General features: G+C 44.9%; 29 protein-coding genes and 3 tRNA genes. 12 read left to right on the top strand and 20 right to left on the bottom strand.

What is annotated here, in order from left to right:
- The first annotated feature begins 111 nt into the window (after positions 1 to 111).
- Both L1077_RS22645 and L1077_RS22640 read left to right on the top strand, forming a co-directional pair.
- Positions 112 to 1110 carry a WD40 repeat domain-containing protein gene (locus L1077_RS22645; protein ID WP_440589561.1) on the top strand — a complete coding sequence of 333 codons (999 nt, stop codon included), beginning with the start codon at positions 112 to 114 and terminating at the stop codon, positions 1108 to 1110.
- Positions 1110 to 1322, top strand: a complete 213-nt coding sequence (locus tag L1077_RS22640) for a SlyX family protein (protein ID WP_063361943.1) — start codon at positions 1110 to 1112, stop codon at positions 1320 to 1322. The genes L1077_RS22645 and L1077_RS22640 overlap by 1 nt, the downstream gene beginning before the upstream one ends.
- A 33-nt stretch (positions 1323 to 1355) precedes the next feature.
- Here L1077_RS22640 and L1077_RS22635 read toward each other — a convergent pair whose 3' ends face one another.
- Entirely contained in the window at positions 1356 to 1556 is a 201-nt protein-coding gene (locus L1077_RS22635; protein WP_023401300.1) for a YheV family putative zinc ribbon protein, read from the bottom strand.
- A gap of 122 nt (positions 1557 to 1678) precedes the next feature.
- Between L1077_RS22635 and L1077_RS22630 the strand changes: the two genes are divergently transcribed.
- The 6 genes from L1077_RS22630 to L1077_RS22605 all read left to right on the top strand — a co-directional run bounded on the left by L1077_RS22630 (position 1679) and on the right by L1077_RS22605 (position 7008).
- Positions 1679 to 3601: an ATP-binding cassette domain-containing protein gene (locus tag L1077_RS22630; RefSeq protein WP_237139123.1), complete on the top strand. Its 1923-nt coding sequence runs from the start codon at positions 1679 to 1681 to the stop codon at positions 3599 to 3601.
- Positions 3595 to 4044: a TIGR02444 family protein gene (locus tag L1077_RS22625; protein WP_237139122.1), complete on the top strand. Its 450-nt coding sequence runs from the start codon at positions 3595 to 3597 to the stop codon at positions 4042 to 4044. Before L1077_RS22630 ends, L1077_RS22625 begins: the two co-directional genes overlap by 7 nt.
- A gap of 119 nt (positions 4045 to 4163) precedes the next feature.
- Positions 4164 to 4304: a hypothetical protein gene (locus L1077_RS22620; RefSeq protein WP_196760586.1), complete on the top strand. Its 141-nt coding sequence runs from the start codon at positions 4164 to 4166 to the stop codon at positions 4302 to 4304.
- 185 nt (positions 4305 to 4489) lie between these two features.
- Complete coding sequence (locus tag L1077_RS22615) at positions 4490 to 5470, top strand: hydrolase (RefSeq protein WP_237139121.1); 981 nt, start codon at positions 4490 to 4492, stop codon at positions 5468 to 5470.
- A 10-nt stretch (positions 5471 to 5480) separates the two neighbouring features.
- Positions 5481 to 5735, top strand: coding sequence for a YheU family protein (locus L1077_RS22610; RefSeq protein ID WP_237139120.1), 255 nt, complete (start codon positions 5481 to 5483; stop codon positions 5733 to 5735).
- Positions 5736 to 5823: 88 nt separating this feature from the next.
- Positions 5824 to 7008 (top strand): dipeptidase, encoded by a 1185-nt coding sequence (locus L1077_RS22605; RefSeq protein ID WP_237139119.1) that lies wholly within the window; start codon positions 5824 to 5826, stop codon positions 7006 to 7008.
- Between the two features lie 253 nt (positions 7009 to 7261).
- Here the strand turns inward: L1077_RS22605 and L1077_RS22600 are convergent, their stop codons facing one another.
- The 6 genes from L1077_RS22600 to nudE form a co-directional block, all read right to left on the bottom strand.
- Positions 7262 to 7486 carry a hypothetical protein gene (locus tag L1077_RS22600; protein ID WP_063361949.1) on the bottom strand — a complete coding sequence of 75 codons (225 nt, stop codon included), beginning with the start codon at positions 7484 to 7486 and terminating at the stop codon, positions 7262 to 7264.
- A gap of 509 nt (positions 7487 to 7995) precedes the next feature.
- A tRNA-Met gene (locus tag L1077_RS22595) sits at positions 7996 to 8072 on the bottom strand.
- A 45-nt stretch (positions 8073 to 8117) separates the two neighbouring features.
- Positions 8118 to 8194: transfer RNA gene (locus L1077_RS22590), tRNA-Met, on the bottom strand.
- A 44-nt stretch (positions 8195 to 8238) separates the two neighbouring features.
- Positions 8239 to 8315, bottom strand: a tRNA-Met gene (locus L1077_RS22585).
- Between the two features lie 250 nt (positions 8316 to 8565).
- Positions 8566 to 9357: a 3'(2'),5'-bisphosphate nucleotidase CysQ gene (gene cysQ, locus L1077_RS22580; protein ID WP_237139118.1), complete on the bottom strand. Its 792-nt coding sequence runs from the start codon at positions 9355 to 9357 to the stop codon at positions 8566 to 8568.
- Position 9358: 1 nt separating this feature from the next.
- Positions 9359 to 9922 (bottom strand): ADP compounds hydrolase NudE, encoded by a 564-nt coding sequence (gene nudE, locus L1077_RS22575; RefSeq protein WP_063361951.1) that lies wholly within the window; start codon positions 9920 to 9922, stop codon positions 9359 to 9361.
- A gap of 60 nt (positions 9923 to 9982) precedes the next feature.
- Here nudE and yrfG point away from each other — a divergent pair, with 60 nt between their 5' ends.
- Positions 9983 to 10654 carry a GMP/IMP nucleotidase gene (yrfG, locus tag L1077_RS22570; protein WP_237139117.1) on the top strand — a complete coding sequence of 224 codons (672 nt, stop codon included), beginning with the start codon at positions 9983 to 9985 and terminating at the stop codon, positions 10652 to 10654.
- 1 nt (position 10655) lies between these two features.
- Here yrfG and L1077_RS22565 read toward each other — a convergent pair whose 3' ends face one another.
- Positions 10656 to 11276: a dUTP diphosphatase gene (locus tag L1077_RS22565; protein WP_237139116.1), complete on the bottom strand. Its 621-nt coding sequence runs from the start codon at positions 11274 to 11276 to the stop codon at positions 10656 to 10658.
- Positions 11277 to 11395: 119 nt separating this feature from the next.
- Between L1077_RS22565 and L1077_RS22560 the strand changes: the two genes are divergently transcribed.
- On the top strand, positions 11396 to 12022 hold the full coding sequence (locus L1077_RS22560) for a peroxiredoxin-like family protein (protein WP_237139115.1): 627 nt from the start codon (positions 11396 to 11398) through the stop codon (positions 12020 to 12022).
- A 48-nt stretch (positions 12023 to 12070) separates the two neighbouring features.
- Here L1077_RS22560 and L1077_RS22555 read toward each other — a convergent pair whose 3' ends face one another.
- From L1077_RS22555 to L1077_RS22545, 3 genes are all read right to left on the bottom strand, one after another.
- A complete protein-coding gene (locus L1077_RS22555; RefSeq protein ID WP_237139114.1) occupies positions 12071 to 14407 on the bottom strand; it encodes a fatty acid cis/trans isomerase in 2337 nt (778 codons plus the stop codon).
- 16 nt (positions 14408 to 14423) lie between these two features.
- A complete protein-coding gene (locus L1077_RS22550) occupies positions 14424 to 14834 on the bottom strand; it encodes a hypothetical protein (protein WP_237139113.1) in 411 nt (136 codons plus the stop codon).
- Positions 14835 to 14938: 104 nt separating this feature from the next.
- On the bottom strand, positions 14939 to 15604 hold the full coding sequence (locus L1077_RS22545) for an SDR family oxidoreductase (RefSeq protein ID WP_237139112.1): 666 nt from the start codon (positions 15602 to 15604) through the stop codon (positions 14939 to 14941).
- 142 nt (positions 15605 to 15746) lie between these two features.
- Between L1077_RS22545 and L1077_RS22540 the strand changes: the two genes are divergently transcribed.
- Positions 15747 to 16493, top strand: a complete 747-nt coding sequence (locus L1077_RS22540; protein WP_237139111.1) for a hypothetical protein — start codon at positions 15747 to 15749, stop codon at positions 16491 to 16493.
- Here L1077_RS22540 and L1077_RS22535 read toward each other — a convergent pair.
- The 9 genes from L1077_RS22535 to L1077_RS22495 all read right to left on the bottom strand — a co-directional run bounded on the left by L1077_RS22535 (position 16483) and on the right by L1077_RS22495 (position 24634).
- Positions 16483 to 17280, bottom strand: coding sequence for a VOC family protein (locus tag L1077_RS22535; protein WP_237139110.1), 798 nt, complete (start codon positions 17278 to 17280; stop codon positions 16483 to 16485). The two genes, L1077_RS22540 and L1077_RS22535, sit on opposite strands and share 11 nt — an antisense overlap.
- Positions 17281 to 17382: 102 nt before the next feature.
- On the bottom strand, positions 17383 to 17841 hold the full coding sequence (locus tag L1077_RS22530) for an ApeP family dehydratase (RefSeq protein WP_237139109.1): 459 nt from the start codon (positions 17839 to 17841) through the stop codon (positions 17383 to 17385).
- Complete coding sequence (locus L1077_RS22525) at positions 17822 to 19012, bottom strand: beta-ketoacyl-ACP synthase (RefSeq protein ID WP_237139108.1); 1191 nt, start codon at positions 19010 to 19012, stop codon at positions 17822 to 17824. The genes L1077_RS22530 and L1077_RS22525 overlap by 20 nt, the downstream gene beginning before the upstream one ends.
- 166 nt (positions 19013 to 19178) lie before the next feature.
- The gene (locus L1077_RS22520; RefSeq protein WP_237139107.1) at positions 19179 to 19619 is read right to left on the bottom strand and encodes an acyl-CoA thioesterase; all 441 of its coding nucleotides are present in this window, start codon (positions 19617 to 19619) and stop codon (positions 19179 to 19181) included.
- Positions 19606 to 21153, bottom strand: a complete 1548-nt coding sequence (locus L1077_RS22515; RefSeq protein ID WP_237139106.1) for an HAL/PAL/TAL family ammonia-lyase — start codon at positions 21151 to 21153, stop codon at positions 19606 to 19608. Before L1077_RS22515 ends, L1077_RS22520 begins: the two co-directional genes overlap by 14 nt.
- A gap of 197 nt (positions 21154 to 21350) precedes the next feature.
- On the bottom strand, positions 21351 to 21698 hold the full coding sequence (locus L1077_RS22510) for an ApeI family dehydratase (protein ID WP_237139105.1): 348 nt from the start codon (positions 21696 to 21698) through the stop codon (positions 21351 to 21353).
- A complete protein-coding gene (locus tag L1077_RS22505) occupies positions 21691 to 23046 on the bottom strand; it encodes an AMP-binding protein (protein WP_237139104.1) in 1356 nt (451 codons plus the stop codon). The genes L1077_RS22510 and L1077_RS22505 overlap by 8 nt, the downstream gene beginning before the upstream one ends.
- A 389-nt stretch (positions 23047 to 23435) precedes the next feature.
- Complete coding sequence (locus L1077_RS22500) at positions 23436 to 23702, bottom strand: phosphopantetheine-binding protein (protein WP_237139103.1); 267 nt, start codon at positions 23700 to 23702, stop codon at positions 23436 to 23438.
- 218 nt (positions 23703 to 23920) lie between these two features.
- On the bottom strand, positions 23921 to 24634 hold the full coding sequence (locus tag L1077_RS22495) for a beta-ketoacyl synthase chain length factor (RefSeq protein ID WP_237139102.1): 714 nt from the start codon (positions 24632 to 24634) through the stop codon (positions 23921 to 23923).
- 275 nt (positions 24635 to 24909) lie between these two features.
- Here L1077_RS22495 and L1077_RS22490 point away from each other — a divergent pair, with 275 nt between their 5' ends.
- The gene (locus tag L1077_RS22490) at positions 24910 to 25233 is read left to right on the top strand and encodes a hypothetical protein (RefSeq protein WP_237139101.1); all 324 of its coding nucleotides are present in this window, start codon (positions 24910 to 24912) and stop codon (positions 25231 to 25233) included.
- Positions 25234 to 25262 lie beyond the last annotated feature (29 nt).

Raw genomic sequence — 25262 nt, 5'->3', positions numbered from 1 at the left:
ACGACTGACGACATACTTTAGCGAATACGCTAATATCTGTTTGTGGCCCAATCAATTTTACCACTAGTCTACTCGGTGCAAATCATAGAGTTAAGAGGAAATACCGAATTTATGGCCAAATTTTTTAAATTGCACACTTCACTCTGTGTTTGCCTGCTCATACTGATGTTGCCCGGCTGTGTACCTGATAGCTCCAAAGCGCAACTTACCGTTGAACATGCATCTCGCGGGGCATTTGCAGCCGCTATTTCACACGATGGCCGTTACAGTTTAGTGTCATCTGTCGAACATGGTGCGGTTTTATGGGATAACACTACACACGGCCTGAAATATCAGTGGTCTCACTCGGACCAACCTGATGACCTGATCCACTCCCTTGCCATCGCACACGACAACTCAACGGCCATCACAGCAGCCAACGACCGCTTTGCCATATGGCAAATTGCAGATGGAAAAAACATCGGCTACTACCAAATAGACACCGGTTCCATTCGCGACATCGCCATCAGTAATAATGGTCGATATGTTTTATATGGTCGCAGCGATAATGTCGTTGTGCATCTCGACTTAGATAGCGGAAGGCGCATAGAGTTCCTTGGTCACCAAGAAAAAATTAATAGTATTGCGCTTTCACCCAATGGCCACTTCGCTCTAACCGGTGCAAACGACTACAGTGCCTACTTTTGGGATACCCGAACAGGTCAAGTCATACACCGCTTTAACCACCCGAGTCGAGTAACCAAAGTCGCCTTAGATCCACAAGGGCGCTACGCATTTACTGCTGACAGCATGAAAAAAGCCAGTATTTGGCAGCTGACTTCAGGTGATCTTGTGGCACAATTACAGTATATTGCGAGGCAGAAAATATTCAGTGCTGTCCGCTTCAACCAACAAGGCAACCTGCTCGCAACAGGCTCTCCTAACCGCCAGCTTACCCTGTGGCGGATAAGCGATGGTACAAAGCTAAAAACTTGGCGAGTCAAGCCACGAGAAGGTAGCAGACCTAAGTCAGCCGTTGTCTTTGATGTTGCATTTGCAAAACGAGACGGCATCTTGGTTACTGAGAGCTCGAGTGGTTTGATGGAGCAGTTCGAAAGAGTAATAGAGTAATGACAGAGTTAGAAAGTCGCGTAAATGAACTTGAAGCAAAGATTGCTTTTCAAGAAGATACCATCGAGACATTAAATGATGAGCTGAAAATCCATCAAGCAAGGTTATCAACCATGCAACATCAGATCAGGTTGCTGGCAGAAAAGATAAAAGAAGGGAAAGACGACGGCATGATGCCGATTGAGCAAGAGCCACCTCCACCACACTACTAAGCACGACCCTAATGATGCGCTAGGGCGCATCATTTACTGTGGTTTAAATACGCCAATCACTTGCTCAAACTGACGCGTTGACGCTTGTACCGCTTCTTCTGGTTGCGTCATTGAATGGCCACATGCCACGCACTCGACCTTTTCCACATCATGCTCTTTGTATAGCATCATCACATCCATTTTGTTACAAGCTGGACAAGACGCGCCGGCAATAAACCGTTTTTTTGTTCTCACAATACAACCCCACTGACTCTGTGAAAGGCTATTTTAACTTAAGTTTGGATGCTTTTATACGCTTGTTCTCTAGTTATAGATCCATGTTATCATTCAGACAGTGATTTTGAATTGAGCTTATTATGATCCAACTTTCTGATATTGAACTGTTACGTGGCGGAAAAACGCTTTTAAAAAATGCCAGCGCGACCTTGTTTGCACAGCATAAAGTCGGTTTAGTCGGGGCCAACGGCTGCGGTAAATCGTCTCTATTTGCCTTACTCAAGTCCCAGCTGCATGCCGATGCCGGTAACTTTCAAATACCAAAAGACTGGTCAATAGCCTCTGTAAAACAAGAAACACCTGCCCTTTCTATTTCAGCGATGGAATATGTGCTGCAAGGTCATCAGCAATATTATGAGCTACGCACGGCATTGCAACAGGCAGAGGCGCAAGGCGATGGAGAGAAGCAAGCCCAAGTGCATCAGCAGATGGAGCTGGTTGGCGGTTATAGCATCGAAGCCAAGGCTGGAGAGTTATTGCATGGCTTAGGGTTCAGTAATGAACAGCTCGACTACGCCGTAAGCGAGTTCTCTGGTGGTTGGCGAATGCGCTTGAACTTAGCACAGGCTTTGATCCGCGACGCCGATTTACTGTTACTGGATGAGCCAACCAACCACCTAGATCTAGACGCTGTTTATTGGCTAGAGCGTTTTTTAAAAGCCTACCAAGGCACGCTGGTATTGATTTCTCACGACAGAGAGTTTTTAGACGCGGTTATCGACCAAATCTGGCACATAGATCAACAGTGTATCAATGTCTATAAAGGTCACTACTCCCAGTTTGAGCGCCAAAAAGCAGAGCGCATGGCACAGCAACAAGCCATGTACGAAAAGCAACAAGAAACCATTGCGCACCTTGAGCAATTTATTACTCGATTCAAAGCCAAAGCCAGTAAAGCAAAGCAGGCACAAAGTCGTGTTAAAGCCCTTGAACGTATGGAAAAGCTGGCACCAGCGCATGCCGACTCTCCATTTAGTTTTGAATTCTCTAACCCAGATAACATCCCTAACCCGCTGATGACGCTCGATCAAGCACAAGCAGGTTACGGAGATATCACCATACTGCACCAAATTAAGCTCAACCTTGTGCCTGGTAGCCGCATCGCATTATTGGGTAGAAACGGTGCAGGTAAATCAACCTTAATCAAATTACTGGCTGGCGATATTAGCCCTCAAGCGGGCGAGGTATTCCAACACCAAGGCTTAAAAGTCGGTTACTTTGCTCAGCACCAACTAGAGTCCCTGGACTTAAATGCCAGTGCAGTCACTCATTTGCAGCGCTTAGACCCACAGGCCACTGAGCAATCACTACGAGATTTCCTCGGTGGTTTTGCGTTTCATGGAGACAAGGCACTCGACCCTGTTGCACCGTTTTCAGGTGGAGAAAAGGCCAGACTGGTATTGGCCATGTTAGTGTATCAATCACCTAACCTACTGCTACTCGATGAACCTACCAACCACTTAGATTTAGAAATGCGTCACGCCTTGGTCATGGCATTACAAGGCTTTGAAGGGGCGATGGTCACCGTTTCTCACGATCGTCATATGCTGAAAAACACAGCGGATGAATACTATCTTGTTGATAATGGCACCGTCTCTGCGTTTGGCTACGACCTAGATGAATATTATCAATGGTTACTCAATGCCAATAAAGAAGCGAAGCAAAAGCCACAAGTAGAAGAAAAAGCACACTCAAGTGTAAATCGCAAAGAGCAAAAACGTCTTGAAGCCGAATTTAGAAAATCTGTACAACCGCTAAAAAAGTCCATTGATAAACTGGAAAAACAGCTTGATAAGCTCACCAGTGCCCTCGCAGAGGTTGAATCACAATTGGCTGATAACAGCCTTTACGAAGCGGAAAACAAGGCCAAGCTAAGCGAATTATTAGCCAAGCAAGCAGACATGACCCCTAAACTCAACGATACGGAAGAATCGCTTCTTTTAGCCCTTGAAGAGTTAGAGGAAAAAGAAGCCCACTTCGCGAGCACCGGCGAAATATGCTAAGCCCCGACAGTTTTTGGCGCTATGCCTGCGATGTTTATCGCAACACGCAGGTCCAACAGGTACTCTTAGAGTGCCAGGACCTGCATAGTAAAAACGTCAACCTTTGCCTCTTGCTAGATTATCTGACTACGCACTCTATCCAACTTACCGAACAGCAAGTTCAGGCCTTAGCAGCCTGTGCTGCTGATACAGATAAAACATTACTACATCCATATCGCGCCACTCGACAGCAAGTGAAAAAGCGATTTGATGATTACCCTGAGTATGCAGCCCTAAGAACAAGTCTATTAAGTACAGAGCTTGAGCTTGAAAAGCTACAACAGCACTGTCTCATTGAGTTGGTCACTGGATTTGATTTAAAACCCAGTGTTCAGCAATTCAGCAACCTAGAACTGTACTTGCCAAAGCAGCTCGTCACACGCTTTGAGCACGCGAAAACATGATCAAGATCAAGCGCTATCCCGAGTAAATATCGGCTAAATAATAAACTTGATCTCGATCATAACCCTATCCGCAAGGCTCCTCTACTATTTACTCATCGACAAATTGAGGAGTCACAGCCATGAACGTATTCTTTAGAGATTTCTTTTCCGACCCAGTATTGTATTTATCATTCGGTCTGCTTGGCGTCGTCATTGCGCTGTGTATCTACTATGTCTATTACTTTGTGAAAAAGGTCAACGAGGCTGAAGTACCTGAGTAAAAGCAAGTCACCTGACTATTGTTAAGTAAATTTAGTTCCCGTTTCAGAATTAAGCACGACGCACAAAGCACCTTATCAGCTTCGCTGGTCGGGTGCTTTTTATATCTCATCGACACACATACTCATTTGGTTGCAGCTTTGGTACACTGTTTAAGTTAACCGTCACAAGAGAATGTCACCGTCCTATGTCAAAGCAGCTTGATCTAAATTTTCGGCCCGCTTGGTGGATGCGCAACCGACACGTTCAAACCATACTTCCTCGCGCATTTCGACCAAATTTAAAAGCCAATGTCAATTTTGAACACCTCTCTACGCCAGATGACGACTTTTTAGAATTAGCTTGGGCTAATAATGGCAACCCAAATGCGCCTTTAGTTGTTGTTCTGCATGGCTTAGAAGGCAATATCAACAGCTTTTATGCCAAGGGGATGTTGCGGGCGCTAACACGCTCTGGGTTAGATGCCGTACTGATGCACTTTCGCAATTGCTCTCGAGAAGTAAACAAGCAACCTCGCGCTTATCACAGTGGTGAAACGCAGGATTTAAGCTTTTTACTTCAAACACTGAGCAAACGCTTTCCAGGTAGAGCGCTGTTCGCTGTTGGTTTTTCTTTAGGTGGCAATGTACTTGCCAAATATCTCGGTGAAAAAGGTCAAGCAAGCCGCTTAGCTGGCGCGGCAGTCGTTTCTGCCCCCTACCACCTCTCTTCATCATGTCAGGTGATCAGGAAAAGTTGCTATAAGCTCTATCAAAAATATTTATTAGATAGGATGAAACACTCTTTTTCACGCAAGCTCAGCCAAATACAAAGCTCGATTAATCTGACTGCCAATGAGCTAGCCAAGATAAACGATTTATGGCAATTTGACGACCGCGTCACCGCGCCACTACATGGCTTTAAAGGTGCTGAAGATTATTACGCTCAGGCCAGTTCACAGCCATACCTTGGCCTAATAGAAACCCCTACCTTACTGATCCATGCAGAGGATGACCCCATGCTTTCAAAGCAAGCGATCCCCTTAGCAGAGCAGGTCAGTAAACAGGTTAAGTTGGCGGTCTCTTCAAAAGGCGGACATGTTGGCTTTATTGCGGGTAACAACCCATTCAAACCTGTTTACTGGCTCGAAAAGGTCGTGCCTGACTATATTCATTCACTTATTAAATAGCGGTATCTGTATGCTTATTCCTTATCAACAAATAGCCACTGAAACACTCGATAGTTTAATTGAGCATTATGTTTTGCGTGAAGGCACAGACTATGGCGATAGCGAAATCACCACAGAGCAAAAAGTGGCGCAAGTAAAAGCACAGCTACAAAGTGGAGAAGCATTAATTGTCTTCTCAGAGCTCCATGAGTCCGTGAATATTGTCAGTAAAGCTGAGTTTCATGCGATGCAAAGCCAAGATTATACTTCTGAGCCCGTTTATTAATAATTCAGCGATTAAAATAACACCGCATATTGAGCCTTTATAATTAGTTGTTACAATCAAACTTCACAATCATAATAAAGGCGCAAACATGAAGTTAAGCTTAGCTCTTTGTGTTCTGGCATTGGCAAGCACCTCTGTCCATGCAAAAGAATACACCGCATCCGAACGTGCCATTCGTTTGGCACAAGAAAACCTGCTCATCGACACCCATATTGATGTTCCTTATAGAATTAACATGAAGTGGGACGATGTCTCAAAAGCCACCGAAGGTGGGGATTTTGATTACCCGCGCGCTATGCAGGGCGGACTCAATGCGCCTTTTATGTCAATTTACATTCCTGCCAGTCTTGAGTTTGAGGGGAAAGGGAAAAGCTATCAGCTAGCCAACCAGCTCATTGATGGGATGGAAGCGCTGGTTCATCGTGCGCCACATAAGTTTGCCATTGCCCACAGTACTAAAGATATTGAGTCACAGTTTGACAAAGGCTTGATGTCAATTGCGATGGGTATGGAAAACGGCTCGCCTATTGAGGGAGAGATGAAGAACTTACAGCACTTCTTCGACAGAGGCGTACGCTACATCACACTAGCACACTCTCAAAGTAACCATATTTCTGACTCGTCTTATGATTTACGTCGAAAATGGAAAGGCCTCAGTCCCTTTGGTAAAGATCTGGTTGTCGAAATGAACAAAGTGGGCATGTTGATAGATGTCTCACACATTTCTGATAAAGCGTTTTATCAGGTCATGGAGATCTCAAAAGTACCCGTGATTGCATCACATTCATCGCTGCGAAAATATACACCGGGATTTGAGCGCAACATGGATGATGACATGTTATTAGCGTTGAAAAAAAATGGCGGTGTTATCCAGATCAACTTTGGCTCGAGCTTTGTCACCTCAGCATCACGAAAATGGTATGACAAGCGCAGCGAGGCAGAACAAGAAGCGACAAGTCGCGGTGCCACAAAAACAGACTTTCGTGCTGCATATTTAGCACGTAACCCATTTCCATTCGCCTCTTTAGAGCAGGTACTAGACCACATTGATCATGTGGTTAAACTGATTGGCATCGAGCACGTCGGTATTGGCTCTGATTACGATGGCGTAGGCGACTCACTGCCAATCGGGCTTAAGGATGTTTCTACCTACCCGAATCTTGTGCAAGGCCTGCTTGATCGCGGCTACAGCGATAAAGACATTAAACTGATTTTAGGTGGGAATACCCTTAGAGTCTGGAAACAAGCTGAAGCGTTTTCTGCTCAATTTTAATTTAGATCAGGTGGGCTATTCAGCCTGCCTGCGCTTTTATCCGCAACTAAATAAAACACGGCTTTTTGCAAAAAAAAATTCCCAATTTAGACACTTCTAAATAACGACTTCCAATTAATTAATGCGTGTTGGCATGCCCTATACAGCCTCACTATAATGACAGCTAATCCAATCTGAGGCATACGTGTGAGGAAATGATATTGATTTACAAAAGCAGCGAAAGCCCACGCCCCCACTGCAACATATTATGGTATTAGCACAGACAACTGTGGCCAATTAAGCAACTGATTTCTCTTGAAATAGTTTTGCAAGTATCAGGCCTATCTCTAGATGGGCAAGCTGTTGTATTTTGACATGTAGAACCCGGTCTTGTGGTATTAAATGCCGCACCACCGGCGACGTTTGGTGTTTGCTCTGTCATGACACTTTGGCTTTTAGACAAGGTTTTTAGTTTTTTCTTTTGAAGAGATAATTTCATTTTAATTTCCTTTTTAATTTTAAGTTAGAAGCAGCGCCGCTTTCCATTATTAATCTAATTTATAAGCCAAAATCTTCAAAGTAATCCCGCGTAAAGTTTTGTAAACTTGTTATTTATATTTATTTCTCACATGACATGTATTAAGTTATTTTTTGAGGTGACGTCTAAACGGTCACTTTTATTTTGAATCAGTTAAAAAGGAAAATTTAATGAAATTAAAAATAGAGAAAAAAAGCTTAAATCGCTAACACATGAAAAAGTAATAGATCCTGCACAGACACCAAATATCGCAGGGGCAAGAACCGCTAATACAGCATGCTGCCAAGCTTCAATTGCACATAGCTGCATTGGTAACCGCTCATCTTGCCGTTGTTAAGCGAAAAGAAATAACCAGCGTACTGAATAGTGCGCTCATTTAAAAAGCAGCAAAAGACTATGTGAATAAATAAGTGATATAAATCTAAAGGAGAAATTGATTAGGAATATTAATTTTGATTAATACAGGGAGTTGGTTGCGGGAGCCGGATTTGAACCGACGACCTTCGGGTTATGAGCCCGACGAGCTACCAGGCTGCTCCATCCCGCGCCTGTATTGTTAAGTTTGTTTTGCTTCTTTCTTAACTTAAGAAGTTGGTTGCGGGAGCCGGATTTGAACCGACGACCTTCGGGTTATGAGCCCGACGAGCTACCAGGCTGCTCCATCCCGCGCCTGTAATGTTAAGTTTGTTTTGCTTCTTCCTTAACTAAGAAGTTGGTTGCGGGAGCCGGATTTGAACCGACGACCTTCGGGTTATGAGCCCGACGAGCTACCAGGCTGCTCCATCCCGCGCCTGTATGCATCAATAAATCGATGCCTCTTTAAATAAGTGCTTTGCAGCTCTTCCTTAAAGAGGTCGCTATAATATCTAAATTTATTTTTATTGCAAGGATTTGACAAAAAATAATTGCTCAAATGAACAAAAATACGGCAAAACTGTGTTTTTCTTTATAAAATCGCGTATTTGAGTAGAAAGCTTAACGTACCAACCACGTATTTTACCCACGTAACATGACAAAATACGCAGCTAGAACCTTACTCATTACCTTTGATGAGGACTGATCAACTTCTGAAACTGCCAATCAGGGTGACCCATAACAATAAAGTCAGGATTTTCGGTCGTCTCTCGCTGGTTGTATGTCAACGGATTGAATTGTGCATCGGTAATACATCCACCTGCTTCTTCTACAATCACTTGAGATGCTCCCGTGTCCCACTCGCCTGTTGGGCCGACACGTAAAAAGCAATCCGCTTTGCCTTCAGCGATAATACACGCTTTTAATGAGCAAGAGCCCAGTGCAATCGTGTCAAACTGACTATTTAAATACTGACTCACTACTTCAATTTTTTGTCGTCGGCTCACAGCAAGCGTTAGCGTATCAGGTGGCGCCACGAATATTTGCTCATCAGTCTCACCTGAGCGCTTATACGCTCCAGCCCCTTTAGCCGCAAAATAAGTGACATTTTTTGCTGGCCAATGGATCACACCCAATACGGGCTGATTCCCCTCAATCAAAGCAATGTTGACCGCAAAGTCGCCACTTTGCAAAATAAACTCGCCGGTTCCATCCATTGGGTCTAAAAGCCAATAACGTTGCCAACCTTGTCGCTGCTCAAGCGGGGGAATAGGCGTTTCTTCAGACATCACGGGAATATCCGGTGCGAGCGCTTTTAAGCCATTGAGCAATACCTCATTGGCAGCCAAATCAGCGGCAGTGACAGGGGTATGATCAGACTTTTCCTGCTGACCAATATCATCTTGCTGATAAATGGCCATAATGGCCTTACCTGCCAATTGCGCAAGTTCAATACATGGCTCTAAGTAGGTTTGCAATTTAAACCTCCTTTAATAAATGCTGCTGTAATAACAACAGTGCAGCCACACTTCGCGCTTCAGTAAAGTCACTTTGATCCAGTAGAGATTGCCAGTCATCAAGGGGCCATTTCACCACCACCAACGGTTCCGGCTCATCTCCTTCTAAACGTTCAGGGTACAAATCTTTTGCAAATAAAATATGCATATGTGCTTTGAAATAGCTGGGCGCAAGAGAAACCGTTTTTAAGTCGACAAATTCATTGGCGCCAAATCCGACTTCCTCTTTTAATTCTCGATTACCGGCTTCTATTGGTGTCTCACCTGGATCAATCAGCCCTTTGGGGAAGCCCAGTTGATAGTCATGTGTGCCTGCACAGTATTCTCTTACTAATAATAGTTCATTTTCAGCCGTTATTGGCACAATCATGACCGCCCCGCGACCACCACCTTTAACCCGCTCATATTGCCTTCGCTCACCATTTGAAAACTCTAAAGATAAAGCTTCAACGGTAAACAACCGACTCGAGGCAACGACATCAGATGACAAAATTTCCGGCGGACAAGGATGCTTTTTCTGTGACATAAACTTTTATTTGCTATGATGTGAATAACCTAATCATAAAGCCTTTGCAGTTAAAAGCCTATGCTAAATTGGTCAAAAATCGATACCGTCTTACTCGATATGGACGGCACCCTTTTAGATCTCCATTTTGATAACCACTTTTGGTTGGAGATCATCCCCAAAGCCCATGCACTCAGACAGGGCCTTACGCTCGAACAAGCTCGCGCAGATATTCTTGCCAGATATGAAGCCGTAACAGGACAAATTGAATGGTATTGCCTTGATTACTGGCAAGCAGAACTTCAGCTACCTATTATGGAACTCAAACGCGAAGTGGAACATCTCATTTCGCTCAGAGAGGATGTGCCAGAATTTTTACAGGCGCTCAAAGATGCAGGTAAAGAATTGGTGCTACTTACCAATGCCCATCCAGATAGCTTAAGTCTTAAAATAGAGCGCACCCAGCTCATTGGCACGCAATTCGATGGCTACTTGGACAAGATCATTTCGACCCATGAATATGGTGTCAGTAAAGAAAGTCAGTCTCTTTGGCAGCAAGTGCAAGCAGACCTTGGTTTTGATAAGTCGAGGACTTTATTTGTAGATGACAGCTTAAGCGTATTAGCTGCTGCAAAAGAATATGGCATTGGCCACTTATTGGCGATCAATAACCCTGACAGTCAGCAACCTCCAAAGGAGATCACTGACTACATGGCCATCAGTGACTATCGTACACTCTTACCCATTACGTAAATTACGCAGGATAACGTGACTGTAAGCCACTATATACTTGCTTAGCAAAGTCTGGATGCTCAGTGTCTAGACTTTTGACTATCTCCACCAAGTGCTCATTATCCTCTTTACCATCCCACTCTTTGATGTAGGTCCCCTCTTTGTAACCGTGATCTTGACGGAAGAAGTTCAACGTATTTTTACCCACATACCCTCGGTATAAATCATCGATACTCATACCAATTTGCGCCATGCATCCTGCAAATACTGCTGCATTGAACGCTTTGTCGGCCACAGCACTGGCTGCTAACAACTCAAGCGTTTGTTTGAAGTCATCAGCTTGGCTCGGAGCAGCAAGCTCTTTATCTAACTGCTGTGCCAACTCGTCAAATGAGGTTTCGCCATCAATACGCAGTGATAAACCAAAGTGAAAAATGTCTACCAGCTCTAAAATCACCTGCTCTGTGTCTGGCGTTTGTTTTTTCCACCACTTCCAACCGTAGTGGTCTAGCATTTCTGCACACTCGACCCAAATAGCTCGATACCATTCAAAACCCTGACTAAACCATTGCTCATGCACCTTGGTATTCATCGCATTTTGCATTTCCAGCATTACCACCAGCTTTGTGATATTTGCAGACATATTCGCTCTCTTTGACCTGATAAATTATAAAAGTTACACACAATATCATACCCGAGCGAAAGCCTTTCGTCACTTTGCCTGTCTTATATCACTGACCAATCATTTTTATCGAGGAACTTATGCAAGTATTACTCTTTGCTTTACTGTTAGCTGTGCTACCAAGCGCATCTGCGGCCACTGTCACCAACATCAGTAACTCTCAAGAAACGGTGGCACCGCTGCTACCGGGGTTAGACGCCCCAGCGATGACATTAACAAATAGTCAGGGTAAAGCGGTCGATTTAGCCAAGCTATATCAAAACAAAACGACCCTCGTGGTCGTTTATCGTGGCGGATGGTGCCCATACTGTGTGCGCCAACTGAACGGGATCCAAAAAATTGAGCCGCAACTGAAAAAATTAGGTGTGCAAATCGTGGCTATCTCACCAGACTCTCCACAGTCTCTTGCTAAAAGCACCATAGAGTCACCCAATTATATGCTGCTGTCTGATGCTGAGCTGGCTTATTCTCAAGCACTCGGGTTGGCTTACTACTTGGATGACAAAACCGCCAAAGCATATCGTAACAAGTTAGGCGTGAGCTTTGTTGACCTCGATGGGAAGGACCGTGTTGCACTCCCTGTGCCTGCAGTCTTTGTTATCGATAAAAAGGGCTTAATTCAGTTCCAATACGCAAACCCCAATTACAAAGTGCGTTTGGATGAAAATGTGTTACTCGCTGCAGCGACAGCAGCCAGTAAACTTTAAACGAGGCGATAAGTGGTGTTAGCTGAGCTGCTGTCACCACTTTTTTATTTATCGATTCTCTAATCGGTTGTAATCAAATAGACCAAACTCTACACCTCGCGCCTGCTGTGCAATCTGATGCAGTAAGTCACTATATTGCCAAAACTGAGGATGGGTGCGTCTGATCCCAAACTGCGCTTTTAACGCCTGATAACTTGCTTCATCCGAGACCTGCTTTAAGCCATCGCTAAACGCGGTGATATGCGCTTGATTTGGCAAGTACCATATGGCTTCAGGATAATCTCCAACAAAACCTGGTAACAGGGTTACATAATCCTCTTTATACGCTCGCTGACCTGCTTCATTCAGTAAAGATGAGATATTAAAGTGGGCATTGTGGCGCAGCAAAGTATAACCTTTGAGTTCGCCCAGCTCGTCGTTTGCCAAAATAAACGTCACTTGCGGCAATGTACTGATGGCTTCGATGGGTAAATGATTCAGTGTTTTTAGCGTATCAGGGACTGACGTATAGTCATATTCTGTATACAGTACAGGCGCTAAGTAGGCTGTCAATTTGTCATAGAGCTCGCGTTGTGGGTCGTGACTGTGATACTGAATATGGCTCGGTGCGCCCAACAAGCTCTTGCGATTAATAAACTCGCTTAAACTCAAATGAGAGTTGCGGTACCAGTGCTGTTTAATGACTTGACGGTGACTTTGCGGCAGTAAGTTCAAAAAGTTCTGCTCGCCTTCAAGGCGCAAAAAGTCCATATATAATCGCGTTATTAATTGATGACCTATATTGCCATAGACGTCAAACCCGGCCACCAGCAAATAATGAATGCGTTCAAACAGCGCATAGTCTAATACCCAAGCGGTTTTTGGCTGCTGCCCCACAAGCCCTTTGACAACGGTTGCACTGTTAAAATGACGGAAAATAGTCAAGGCTGCATTGGGGTTATGACCATCTCCTTGCCAGATCAAGTTTAAGTCTAACTTACCACCTTGGTTAAATATCTCTTCCGACAAGCGCGTTTTTGCTTCTAGGTAATCGCTTTGATGTTTGGCGTATTTTGCCCAGCTCGATAGCGGCAAGGCATTGCTTTGCTCAGCTGCAGGCAACAACAAATCATCATTATGGGCTATCAACAGTGCTTCTACCGCTGGGGACGCATTTTTATCAGGGTCGACAAAGGTTACCCAGAAATGGTCATTAATCACATTCAGGGCGATTTGCCCACGACATACAGGGCCTTTAATGAAACCTTTTACGATCAGCTCAGCTTCGTCCAACATAAATTGATAGCGCGATTTAACCGGTATGGCTGCAAATGTCTTAAATGGGTTTGCGGCCAATTTAGGCGCATAACCGGGCAACTCAGATACTTGATAATCACTGCCAATAAATTGCGCATACAAGCGGGCCATTTTTTTATCACTGAGCGCTAGCGGCAGATGGGTTTTAGACAAAATGGTGCTGCGCTCATGCATCAGGCGATAATAAACTCGTGAGACTTTCGGGTCGTCAAATGGCCGAACAGTCGCGATCAACTCAATCGGCTCTCCCGGTGGGGTTTTTGATCTCACTAATTTAAAAAAGTCTGAATGGCGATGGTCACTAAAGTAGATATTGGCCAAATACCAATGTTCATAAATATAGCGTGCAGCCAACTGATGTTTATTGCCTGATTGATTTAAAAACGCTTCCCATTTATTGACCTGTGCAATCACAGAGGTCTTTGGCGCGGGGACTTCCCCCATCCGTGCACCTTGCTCTAGCCAACTCTGCAGCTGAGCATATTCTTGAGAGGTCAGTGCCGGTAAACCATAGGGCATGCCGGCATGTGGATTGGTCTTAGCGTATTGCTCATACTCATCCATCGTTGGACAAGTCTGTTGTCTATCTAATGAAAAGTCGTACTCTTCACCTAAGACTGATTGCACAGGAAACGCCGTGCGCTGTTTGAACAGTAGACTGTGATACATCACACTGCCTTGCAAATTGGCATAAGGGGTTTGCACACGTTCATTTAATACTGGCGTAAACCCCTTATCTCGCCACTGGGCAGTCGTGGTTGCATCAAATAAGAGGCGCGTTGGTGGTGTCGCTAAGATTCGCGTACCGTCATACACTAACGCTTTACTCAATCCGCGTTCAATGCCTTGTGGCGAACTCAGCTTCAACTGACAAGGCGCATCATAGCAGCCGTGACACACCACACAGCGATTATCCAAAATGGGCTTTACTTGCTGCAAATACTGCGCGCCACCTTGACGGTAATCAACCACACGTTGACGTGGTTGCTCTGGTCCAAATAAATCGTCATAGTGACTCACTCCCAGTATGGCACAGCCACTGAGTGCTAACAGGGCACTGGCCAGCCAAATCACGCGCTTTTGCAACATGTACTACCCTCTTTGCTTAACTATTTTTTGCAGTCTCTTCGTCTTCCCCTTCGTCTTCATCATCTTCGTCATCTAGACCAAGATCGAAGGTTGGCATCATGTCGACAGGTGGAGAAACAAATAGCATCTCTTCGCCTACTGGGCTTAAAACCGCACTGAGCACAGGACCATGATTTAAAATAAGCTGCGCTTGATGTCCATCATTCAAAGCGGCTGTAAAGCTGGCTTCAATGTCAGTCACCGCATAGTCTTCTAGTGGAATGCTCATGCTTTGCTCTGGCGCTGGGTTTTGGCATAAGTTCGCGAGTAAATCAGCGGTTAAGTTAACCGACAATTGCATGTCGGGTGACTCAATATCGCGATTTTCTAGTTGCTCATTTAATTGAAAAAGAGGAAGTGTTAATGGCGTATTTTCTTGCAGTTCCATACGGGTCTCTGAGGTGATTTTTTTGCAAGTGTAGCATAGTTCACCAGCGCAGCCCCGAACAACAATGCGTGGGCCGCTGTACTCGACCCATCGCCGTCATTTAATTACCAAGGTAATAACTCACCGTTTGAATGCCAAAATGATCCTGTGTTTGTCAGATTGAGTTCTTCTATACGTAAGATCAGTCGCTCTGCTGACGCCTGTGCAGAAATATCGCCGGCAAAATTGACCATTTGCGTTTGTACAAACCCAGGGTGTAACAATGCCACAGCAACGCCTTTAGGTTTAAGCTCATGGGCCAAACTCACTCCTGCCGCATTGAGCGCGGCTTTTGACATACGATAGCCAATATAAGCACCAGAGCCATTGTCTTCAATTGAACCCATGCGGCTAGTGATCATCGCCACTTTAGCGCCGCTTGTAAGCTGAGACTGTAGTGCATGTGTCACGCGTACTGGGGCCACCGCATTGACGGCTAATTGGGCTTCTAGCTGGGAAAAATCCATATCAGCAAGACTTTCATTACTAAAAATACCGGCATTATTTATCAGTATATCAATGGTCTTCGTTGCCATTAATTCAGCTAGACGCGCAACATTCTGCTCAATACTTACATCAATATTATCAATCACGTCTACGTTTAATGCATCAAGTTCTGCAGATGAGCGTCTCACCACAGCCGTCACTTGATGGCCCTGCGCCTTATATTGACGACAAAACTCCAGTCCAATGCCCCTATTTGCTCCAGTGATCACTACTTGTTTGGTCATGTTTCCCTCTTAGTTTAGGTCACGATTTATCTTAGTTGTTGGGGCAAACACAGCGGGATTCAAGAGAATAATTACACGCAAACTGCCTGCAATTGAAGACTTCTGCTAGGCTTAAACCAAGCAGCAAAGATTAGGAAGAACTGTGTATCGCTTAATTGCATTGATGTTACTGTGGGTATGCAATCAGTCATTAGCCAAAGAGTTCAACATCAATATCAGTGAAGGGTTGTCATTCCATTTAGCCAAAGAGCAAATCGAGGATATCTTCACACGTATTTATGGCCCACTGGATATCCAACCGAGCTTTCACTACTTGCCAACACAGCGTGGATTGCAATGGGTCGACAGTGGCCGCTTTGATGCGGAGGCTGGACGTGCCGCAAATGAAATGAGCGCATACACTCAACTGATTGCTATTCCGACCCCCTTAGCCACTGTTCGGCTTGCGGTGTTTTGCTTAAAGCCAGAGCTGTGTCACATCAACAATGACAGTGACATCATCACCATTGAAGGAAGCTTGATCACCACCAGCTTTTGTCGTCGTACCAAACTCACTTGCCATGGTGTTAAAAACAATGTTTCGGCATTTCAGGCATTAACACGGCATCACAGTGACCAATTGCTTGCAACCGATCACTTTAGTATTGGCTCTTTATGCAGCTCCGGACTGAATAAAATTTACATGCGTATTTTACCCACCAAGGGCATTGTGATACGCCACTATATCCACAAAAAACATCAAGCATTGGTACCAAAGCTAGATAGCATCATTCAAGGTATGATGAAAAGCGGCGAATTTGCCGCTTTTATTGATCGCATCAATAATGGGTTTGCCGATTGCGATGGTGAAATTATCAAGCTTTCAAACCATGTCCCGGCTAGCTTGTGATTTCATCCATAGCAGAGGTCATAATGGAAAATACCGCTCCTTGAGGGTCGGTTATCACCGCAAAGCGCCCAACCTGTGGGATATCTGTTGGTGGGACACAGACCTCGCCGCCCAATGAGGTTGCTTTTTCAGCAAACTTGTCACAGTCCAGCACCGCAAAGTACAACATCCAATGTGGTGGCAGACCTTGCCATTCTTCCGTCATTTCGAGCATACCTGCGACGGGTTTACCCTGATGACTGAACACCACATAATCCATATTTTCCATGGCCTGATGATCAGCTTGCCAACCCAGTAAATTGCAGTAAAAGGCTTCACTTTTGGCACTGTTTTGACTGGCCAATTCATACCAATAAGGGACATTAGCTTCGAGTTCTCGCTGAGTGCCTGTGTGCGCACCGGCTTGCCACAGAGCAAAATGCGCCCCTCCTGGTTCATGCAGCATCACCATGCGTCCAGCTTCTGGTACATCATGGGGACCAGCAATGATCTCAGCCCCTAATGCCGTGGCCCGCTCGGCCAGCTCATCCACATTATTAACCGCAATATATCCAAGCCAATGACTTGGAATTTTTGCCGCTTTCTGCTCTGGCATCATTTCATACATGGCAGCAATATCAACGCCATGCTTTTGCAGCATGGTGTAATAGCAATCCTCACCAATGGGCTGATCAACACTTTGCCAATCAAACAACTGAGTATAAAAACTTTTGCCTGCCGCCCAATCTGCGCTGCAAAGCTCAGACCAACAAAACTCGCCTACCTGACTTCGTTCAATCAATGCCATATGCTCAATTCCTATCTTGCTGTTTACTCTGTACAGTTAAGCAGATTTTAGGTCATTCGCAATAATGACATGAGAGTCAGTAAGTTCACGCTAAACACCGATTTACATGTCTGACGCGGAAATAAACTGGGTAGCATCTTTGGGCTGAAATACTTTTATTTGCGCCGCAGCCACAGTATCTCCATCACAGAGAATTTGCCCATCAAACAGACCGAGTCCCGACTCGTCCTGATGAACTTGTGTCACATGAATTCGCAGCGTTTTCCCTGCTTGAAAATACGCGTACTGAGCTTGGTATTGACGTGTGCCCAGTAAAAACCCGATGTCTACTTCTTGCCCTGCATCCAACGCATTCGCGCCGGCAAGGGCTGCGATAGTTTGCGCGATATACTCAATGCCCACATAGCTCGCGACCCCTTGCTCTGTCATAAAAGTCGACTGCGCATCTAGGGTGACTTCACCAATGGCTTGCTGCTTATCGTATTCGACAAGCCGGCTCAGCAATGCCATTGGTGCTCGATGTGCTATCAACTGATCGATGTCATAGCGATTTTGCTGCATCGGCCTGACCAATCAACACACTGATATTGTTGCCACCAAATGCAAAGGAATTGCTCAAGCAAATACGCGAAGCCTGTTGAGTCACTGATTGCACCAATTGGATCGGATCTAGAGATTCATCACGTGGTTTTGTCATTTTGTGCGGCGGAAGCGGCGTCTCTGCATCAGTCAAATGCAGCCAGCATAAACCCAACTCGAGCGCACCCGCTGCACCGAGCGTATGGCCTGTTAAACGCTTAGTAGAACTACAAGGAACCTTATCCGAGAACAAGGTATACACTGCCCTTGACTCCATTTCATCATTTTTAAGTGTCCCTGTACCATGGAGGTTTATGTAATCCACATCTTCTGGGGTACGATTGGCCATCTCTAGAGCAATATTAATGGCACGGATAGCACCATCCCCGCTGGGATCAGGCGCTGAAATATGATACGCATCTGATGTCTCCCCAACGCCCAATAATGCCACTGGACCGGGCTGTTTGGACATCACAAAAAATGCAGCGGCTTCACCGAGGTTAATCCCGTCGCGACTTTCACTAAATGGCTCGCACAAGCTTTGTGAGGTTGAGTCCAGTGCTTCAAAGCCATTCACAGTTAATTGGCACAGCGAGTCAACACCACCGCATAGCACCACATCTGCCATATCGGTATCGAGCAACATATGCGCAGTCGTCATCACTTTGGTGCTCGAGCTGCAAGCTGTTGAAATAGTGTAAGTTGGCCCATTTACGCCCAAATATTCAGCGAGGAACTGTGCCGGTGCAATCAGTTCCTGACATTGATGCCCATACTCTACAGGAAAAGCATCTGTCGCCATGTAATGCGCGACCGCTTCTTCAGCCGTGCGCACCCCTGCCGTCGTCGTGCCAATGATCACCGCGATGCGTTGACTATCAAACTTAGCTAGCAAGGGAGATAATGTTGGTTCAAGCTGTTGTACGGCCATTAATGCCAGCGCATTGTTACGAGTCCGCTGATATGAGGGAAAAGCAGACATATCCGGTAATGCCCCTTTAACTTTACCCACATAGACAGGATCACCATCCAAATGCAATTCATGGTCTAAGCTCTGATACTCCAGCTCTGGGTGATGTAGCGCCTGTTTGACTTCGCTTTTATTATTTCCAAGCGCGCACACAACCCCAAAATCATTTAAAAATGTCGTCATAATTTAACTCAATCCTACGCTTCTTTGAGTGTGTTTTGATAGCGCACACATTTGCCAACACTGTGTGCTACCAGTTTCAAAATATCCTTTCTTTTGCACCTGAGTTCATCAGTATTCACTGAGATATTACTCGCGGTTTTTACTGTCGTGCCACAATGAAACCTGATTACATAGCTGAGGCGGCAATGGCCTCTCGCAACCTTTTAGCAAGCGGTTGTGGGGTTGTAAATTGCATGGCTTTACTGGCCATTTCCACAGCCACTTGCGTGGTCACACCCGTTGTAAGCTTTTTACCGGTCTCAACATCCGTGATCAAATATGCGATTTTTAGCCGGTCTTCATACTCCAATAGTTGGGCTGACACATTAATTTTTTGCCCGAATACACACGACCCCACAAACCGCGTTTGCATATCGATAATTGGCCACACATAGCCAATTTTCTCCATATTGTCATAGCCGCATTCATAGGCGCTCAATAACTTGCAACGCGCTACTTCAAAATAACGCGCATAGTTACCATGCCAAACCACATTCATGGGATCGCAATCATGAAACGGAATTTCAATTTCTACACTGGCCTCAAGCAACGACTTAAGCTTTTTCATATAATGCCCACTTCTGAGTTTGAATCGCCGCGATGGTCTCTCTTAATACTGACTCAAGCGGTCTATCTTCTTCTAACATTGGAAAAAGCGTATCAATATCATCAAACATGGCACCCACACTTGGGGCCAGATCATCACGGCTCAGTTGATTTTGACGAATGCGTAAACGCACTCCTTGCACAGCCGCCAGTAACGTACTGGCCAACACTTGCTCTGTTAGCTGTAATACACGAAGCGCATCTCTTGACGCAATCGTGCCCATGCTCACCTTATCTTGGTTGTGACACTCTGTAGAGCGAGAAAAAACACTGGCAGGCATGGTCAGCTTTAGTGCTTCTGCGGTGTACGCTGATGCACCAATCTGAACGGCTTTGAAGCCATGGTTAATGTATTTACGCGCTTCGCTGCTGGCCGATAAATTAGAAGGCAGCCCATTGTTGTAACGGGTATCCACCAAAGATGCCAACTGGCGATCCGCTAAATCTGCAAGGTTAGCAACGGCTGTTTTCATCGAGTCCATCACCATCGCAATATGCCCCCCATAAAAGTGCCCGCCATGCAACACGTGCTCCCCAACGCCATCGATTATTGGATTGTCATTGGCCGAGTTAAGCTCATTCTCAATGGTCGACTCGAAAAAAGGTAAGCTATCTTCTAACACCCCAATCACATGAGGCGCACAGCGAATAGAATAGCGGTCTTGCAATCTAGGTGAGTTGCGCGGATGTTCCACATGTCTTAAGTCCGAACGGATCCTTGCTGCAACTTGCTGCTGACCCAAATGCGGCTTAACACTAAATAAAATTTCATCAAAATGGTGTGAGTTGCCTTGTAATGCAATACTTGCCAATGAGGTGATACGCGTTGCAAGTCGACTTAAATAGCGTGCTCGCTCATAAGCCAAGCAAGATAATGCGGTCATCACAGCCGTGCCATTCATAATCGCCAGACCTTCTTTTGGGCGAAGTGTGATGGGCATTAATCCCAAAGTTTCCATGACTTCTTTCGCAGCACGCACTTCCCCTTGATACATCACGTTGCGCTCTCCAACTAAGGCGCCAGCGACATAGGATAGAGGCGTTAAGTCTCCGCTGGCCCCTACAGAGCCCTCCTGTGGGATCTGTGGAATAACATCATGGTTAATGAAATCTCGCAGCAGTTCTAACATCGGCCAATCAACCCCAGAATACCCTTGGCATAATGAAGCTAGGCGCGTTGCTAAGATTGCCTTGCCTTGCACTTCATCAAAATACGCCCCAAGCCCACAACCATGAAAACGCGTCAGATGCAGTGGCAATTCATTGACAAGATCTAGTGGTATATCCACGGTGACAGAGTCACCATACCCGGTTGTTACGCCATAAATAACGCCTTCTTCTTGCAATAACCCATCTAAAAAAGCCACCGCTGAATTTATTTTTTGTTCAAACTGGGGGTTGCAACTGATCGATGCTGTGGCGCGGCTCATCGCAATATCAACCACATCTTTAATCGTCAGCCTTCCTTCGCCAAACGTGATAAAACTGTTACTCACTCACCTACCCTCTTCACATTAAAATGCGTTGAACCACATGATCACTTTGCCAATGGTTGTGCTTGGTTTGTGACTATCACATCACGACATTCATACCTTGCAAGCACACAACTTTAACAAGCTCATTCAACGTTTCCTTACGTCATTCAAATTGCCCACCCATACGAGACACTTTGAATCCTCAAACTAATCATAAATTAAAACAACAACCTGCCAGTGCCATACTGCCCCTCACGAGAGTGATATTTAAACACCACCTTGTTGCCCCCTGACTTATTCAGATTTAATATCACCTGACTATTTGGGTGGACAACTTTTTGAAATTTCAGCGCTTGCACTTCCATCACAGGAGCTGAGAAAAATGGAAAGTAGCGCTGTGCGAATTGCACTGCCCAATCGAGCAACACAACACCAGGCAAAACGGGGGCATTGGGAAAATGACCTTGGAAGTACATCGCGTTAGCTGTAATACTAAGCTGTAGCACCACCTCTTGCTGGTTTTCAGTGACGACCTGACACTCGGGTATTTTTATCTCTTTATTCAAACAAGCCCTCCAAATTTGCAATCATCACTTTGCCTTGATCATTGACTGGCAGAGTCTCAACATAACGCCACTTTTTAGGCACACAGATCAGCTCAAATTTATTTGCTAAATGTTTTCTTAACTCTTGGCTTAACTTAAACCCTGGCCTTTCGCCAACAGACTCATTAAGTACCACAACAGCCGCCAACTGTGGCCTTTGACGCTTAATAACCAGCAACCGACACGTGTCTACCCCATCATGTTCACAGAGGTAGCGCTCCAAATCTGATAAGTTGACCCGCTTTTCTTCGATTTTGACCGTCCTATCAATACGCCCCAATAACTTAAACTGACCATTTGGATATATCTCAACTTTGTCATCCATCTTGAATTCAACGTCGTCTAAATAGCCAGAGTCCAATATCAAACGCTGCGTATTCGCCTGCGCACGCACCTTGATGAGATCAAACGGCGTCCAAAGCGGTTGGAACGCTTGGCCGTGAATACGCGAAGCAATGCCACCTGACTCTGTGCTGCCATACACTTCATAAAACATGGTGCGAAGGTGTTCATAGAGACTGACCACCGCATGCTCGCTCAGTGCGCCGCCAGAAGATACGAAACAACACAGCTTATCTGCGTAATCATCAAGCACCGCATCTTCACTTAAGCGTTCAAGAAATGCAGGGCTCGAAACCACCACCACTCGACGAGTTTGTGACTGAGCTAAAATAGGTAAAAAATGTTCGGGGTATGCCTTTGTCGCATAGGTCGTTGCACCCAGCTGCATAGGTAAAAGTACTCTAAATAACAAACCATAAATATGATAATGGGGCACTGTTGGAATAAAAGTGGTCGCACCTTGGTGAGGAAACTGACCCATTAACTGATTAAGCTCCCTGAGCAAAGCAGCCCAAGACTTAATGATCAATTTACTTTTGCCCGTCGAGCCTGAGGTTGAGAATACGAGCTGTCCAGTACTAGGCCAGATTGCCCGTTGGGCAAACTCATTCTCGCCACTCACAGCCATTTTATCTATATGATGAGACTTAGCTTGCCAAGGGGCATTGCCGCACACCAAATCGCAAGTTTGCTGCGCTTCAGACAAGGTCTCGGGCTGCATATTGGCGGGTAAAACGACCTCAACGCCTTGGTTGAGTAATGCAAATAACTTGTAGCAAAACGCCCCTGGTTCAGTATCGAATAAGGCAGCCCTTATCGCCGTTGCTTCAATATTATTGGCCTGTATATGTCTTATTTTTTGCTGGTACTCGGCACAATAACGCCAGAAAGTATCAGCATTCATTTCATTATGTTCGTGATCCACAAACGAAAAGGCCTGTGGTGCACAGTCGATTGATGCAAGCATAAGTTACTTTGCGTATATCCTTATTTTCAGCCATTTGAATAGCCGGTTTTACCAATGCCTGGTGTCATTTGTTATAGCTCGAGCAGACTTTGCGGTTGACAGAGTTTTGCATACCAACAAAGAACAATGCATAGACTAAAGGTCATCAGCTTTGAGAACTAAACCCCGCTTTACAGCCAATAATCAGACAGGATGCACATCCGCACCACCCAAACTCAGCGCGGTTACAGCTCAATATCTGGCATGATTTCCTTTTTCAGTCCCTAACAAGGTACTTGGCGCTTTTGAAAGACGATCAACGCATTTGTGTCAAACGAGTAGGCTCGTCTTTCGTGTAAAGCGCTTCAACAGCCAACCTTGATGAAGATTGACCGTTGAGGAATACAACTTTATGCTGGCTCATGGCTGGCAATAAAAGCACATAGACTCGCAACAGAAGCAAAGTGCTGCTTCGTGCCTTCGCTGTTTGCGTCAATTTTTACGCCATATTGCTTTTTAATTGCTAATCCCAGCTCAAGTGCATCAATACTGTCCAAGCCAAGTCCATCAATGAATAGAGGCTCATCATCAATGATCTCCTCTGGTGAAATATCCTCAAGATCGAGGCTTTCAATAATCAATTTTTTAACTGCTAAATTCAGTTCAGCGTGTGCCATTTTGTTCAACTCCTTTTTTCGACTCTCGGCAAATTATGCATAACCTAATGCTCTAGAGAGTTTGACCATATGTAGTAAATAGAAGCCTGACCAAACTTTAACAAAAGGTTAATCAAAGGTTCCTAATTGGGATACTATCACTGTTTTTTTGTTAAAACACTTTAATTTTATTAAATTTGAAATGGGCATAAATCTATTAGCTTATGCCTGTATCTGCGCTAATTTAGTCGCTCAATAGCCCAACTTTGCTTGCTACCCGATAAGTTTAGCTGCGCTTGATTTGCATCTAACCACTTTGCAAACTCACACACAGGCGGCTCAGCGGTATCATCAGCATGAGATACATGTTGATCGCGAACAAAACGGAGCGCATGAGGTTGTGAACCTAGTCGCTCATCTACTTTGGATACAACCATCGCGAGTGCATAATCTTTCTGCTGCTCATCACTGTATTGTGCAAACTGCTCTGGCAAACTTTGGTCGACTAATACCACCACAACCTTGCTTATCTGCTTACTTTCTAAGCGTATATATGCATCCGTTAACGCTGCAAATAAGCCATCTTTGCCCGCAGCAATAGCGGTGATGGGCACTTTCTTTTGCATAAATATTGAGTACATGCCTGCTACGGCGTTATGAACGGATAAACTAAACCCTGAAGGAGAAACACTTTCTTTTAGCGCTAAGCTGGTAAGTAATTCGCTGGTTTTATGAAAATCACCATGGCGGCTGGCAAACACCAACTCCCAATCTTCATCTTCTAACAGCTGCCCATCTAGGTTCAATAAAGCACCTATCGCAAGCTTTGAAAAGTTGCTTAAACGCCTTTTTTGCATTGGCTTTAATTTGCTGATCAGATCTTTTAATTCAATTTTCCCTATTTGGGTAGAACTAATAAAAAAACTGTCACCTATTGCGAGTTCAAATCTCATATGACGCTTCCCATATACATGTTCAGTAAGTTTAAATATTTCTAAACGAGGTATCCTTAACCAATTTATGTTACCTCAATCGATCTGTGCTCGCTATGGGTAATTGGATAAAAAGGTTAAAAAACGCACCAAAAAAGGAATTTATTAATCCAAAAAAATAAAAATAAACATATATTTTATCTATTTAACGGTCATTTTTTTGTCATCAAAGTTAGTGCAAAGTATTAACGACAACGAGCGAAGCGAGCGCGTTTACTTTGCGCAAGGTGAATATCGTGCGAAAGGTTTGTGACACAGCGCGAAGCGCTGACACTCTTTTCGCGCAAGGTGAAATGAGCCGTTTTAACAGAACAAAATCAATACACCTCTCTGAGCACAGCAACCAACTCAAAACAAGCACAGCATGGATCCTGAAACGAGTTCAGGATGACGTAGTGGACAACGAACACAGTAAGTACATTTCTTTCACGCAAGAGGAGTGTAAAAGATTAGCGACAGTGAACGAAGTGAATTCGCTCTTTTTACGCAAGGTGAATCACGTGCAAAATGCAACGACAATGAGCGAAGCGAGTCCGTTCAATTTGCGCAAGGTGAAATAAGCCGTTTTAACCACAGCTCAGACAGAAAG

The sequence above is a fragment of the Pseudoalteromonas luteoviolacea genome (assembly GCF_021654285.1).
GTDB classification, from domain to species: Bacteria; Pseudomonadota; Gammaproteobacteria; order Enterobacterales; family Alteromonadaceae; genus Pseudoalteromonas; species Pseudoalteromonas luteoviolacea_J.
Note: the sequence above shows the minus strand (reverse complement) of the source record. Positions and strands in the feature narration are given on the sequence as shown.

Coding starts and splice junctions, on each gene's coding strand:
- L1077_RS22645 (WP_440589561.1), top strand. CDS start 112: ATGGCCAAATTTTTTAAATTGCACACTTCACTCTGTGTTTGCCTGCTC.
- L1077_RS22640 (WP_063361943.1), top strand. CDS start 1,110: ATGACAGAGTTAGAAAGTCGCGTAAATGAACTTGAAGCAAAGATTGCT.
- L1077_RS22630 (WP_237139123.1), top strand. CDS start 1,679: ATGATCCAACTTTCTGATATTGAACTGTTACGTGGCGGAAAAACGCTT.
- L1077_RS22625 (WP_237139122.1), top strand. CDS start 3,595: ATGCTAAGCCCCGACAGTTTTTGGCGCTATGCCTGCGATGTTTATCGC.
- L1077_RS22620 (WP_196760586.1), top strand. CDS start 4,164: ATGAACGTATTCTTTAGAGATTTCTTTTCCGACCCAGTATTGTATTTA.
- L1077_RS22615 (WP_237139121.1), top strand. CDS start 4,490: ATGTCAAAGCAGCTTGATCTAAATTTTCGGCCCGCTTGGTGGATGCGC.
- L1077_RS22610 (WP_237139120.1), top strand. CDS start 5,481: ATGCTTATTCCTTATCAACAAATAGCCACTGAAACACTCGATAGTTTA.
- L1077_RS22605 (WP_237139119.1), top strand. CDS start 5,824: ATGAAGTTAAGCTTAGCTCTTTGTGTTCTGGCATTGGCAAGCACCTCT.
- L1077_RS22600 (WP_063361949.1), bottom strand. CDS start 7,486: ATGAAATTATCTCTTCAAAAGAAAAAACTAAAAACCTTGTCTAAAAGC.
- nudE (WP_063361951.1), bottom strand. CDS start 9,922: ATGTCACAGAAAAAGCATCCTTGTCCGCCGGAAATTTTGTCATCTGAT.
- yrfG (WP_237139117.1), top strand. CDS start 9,983: ATGCTAAATTGGTCAAAAATCGATACCGTCTTACTCGATATGGACGGC.
- L1077_RS22565 (WP_237139116.1), bottom strand. CDS start 11,276: ATGTCTGCAAATATCACAAAGCTGGTGGTAATGCTGGAAATGCAAAAT.
- L1077_RS22560 (WP_237139115.1), top strand. CDS start 11,396: ATGCAAGTATTACTCTTTGCTTTACTGTTAGCTGTGCTACCAAGCGCA.
- L1077_RS22555 (WP_237139114.1), bottom strand. CDS start 14,407: ATGTTGCAAAAGCGCGTGATTTGGCTGGCCAGTGCCCTGTTAGCACTC.
- L1077_RS22550 (WP_237139113.1), bottom strand. CDS start 14,834: ATGGAACTGCAAGAAAATACGCCATTAACACTTCCTCTTTTTCAATTA.
- L1077_RS22545 (WP_237139112.1), bottom strand. CDS start 15,604: ATGACCAAACAAGTAGTGATCACTGGAGCAAATAGGGGCATTGGACTG.
- L1077_RS22535 (WP_237139110.1), bottom strand. CDS start 17,280: ATGGCATTGATTGAACGAAGTCAGGTAGGCGAGTTTTGTTGGTCTGAG.
- L1077_RS22530 (WP_237139109.1), bottom strand. CDS start 17,841: ATGCAGCAAAATCGCTATGACATCGATCAGTTGATAGCACATCGAGCA.
- L1077_RS22525 (WP_237139108.1), bottom strand. CDS start 19,012: ATGACGACATTTTTAAATGATTTTGGGGTTGTGTGCGCGCTTGGAAAT.
- L1077_RS22520 (WP_237139107.1), bottom strand. CDS start 19,619: ATGAAAAAGCTTAAGTCGTTGCTTGAGGCCAGTGTAGAAATTGAAATT.
- L1077_RS22505 (WP_237139104.1), bottom strand. CDS start 23,046: ATGCTTGCATCAATCGACTGTGCACCACAGGCCTTTTCGTTTGTGGAT.
- L1077_RS22500 (WP_237139103.1), bottom strand. CDS start 23,702: ATGGCACACGCTGAACTGAATTTAGCAGTTAAAAAATTGATTATTGAA.
- L1077_RS22495 (WP_237139102.1), bottom strand. CDS start 24,634: ATGAGATTTGAACTCGCAATAGGTGACAGTTTTTTTATTAGTTCTACC.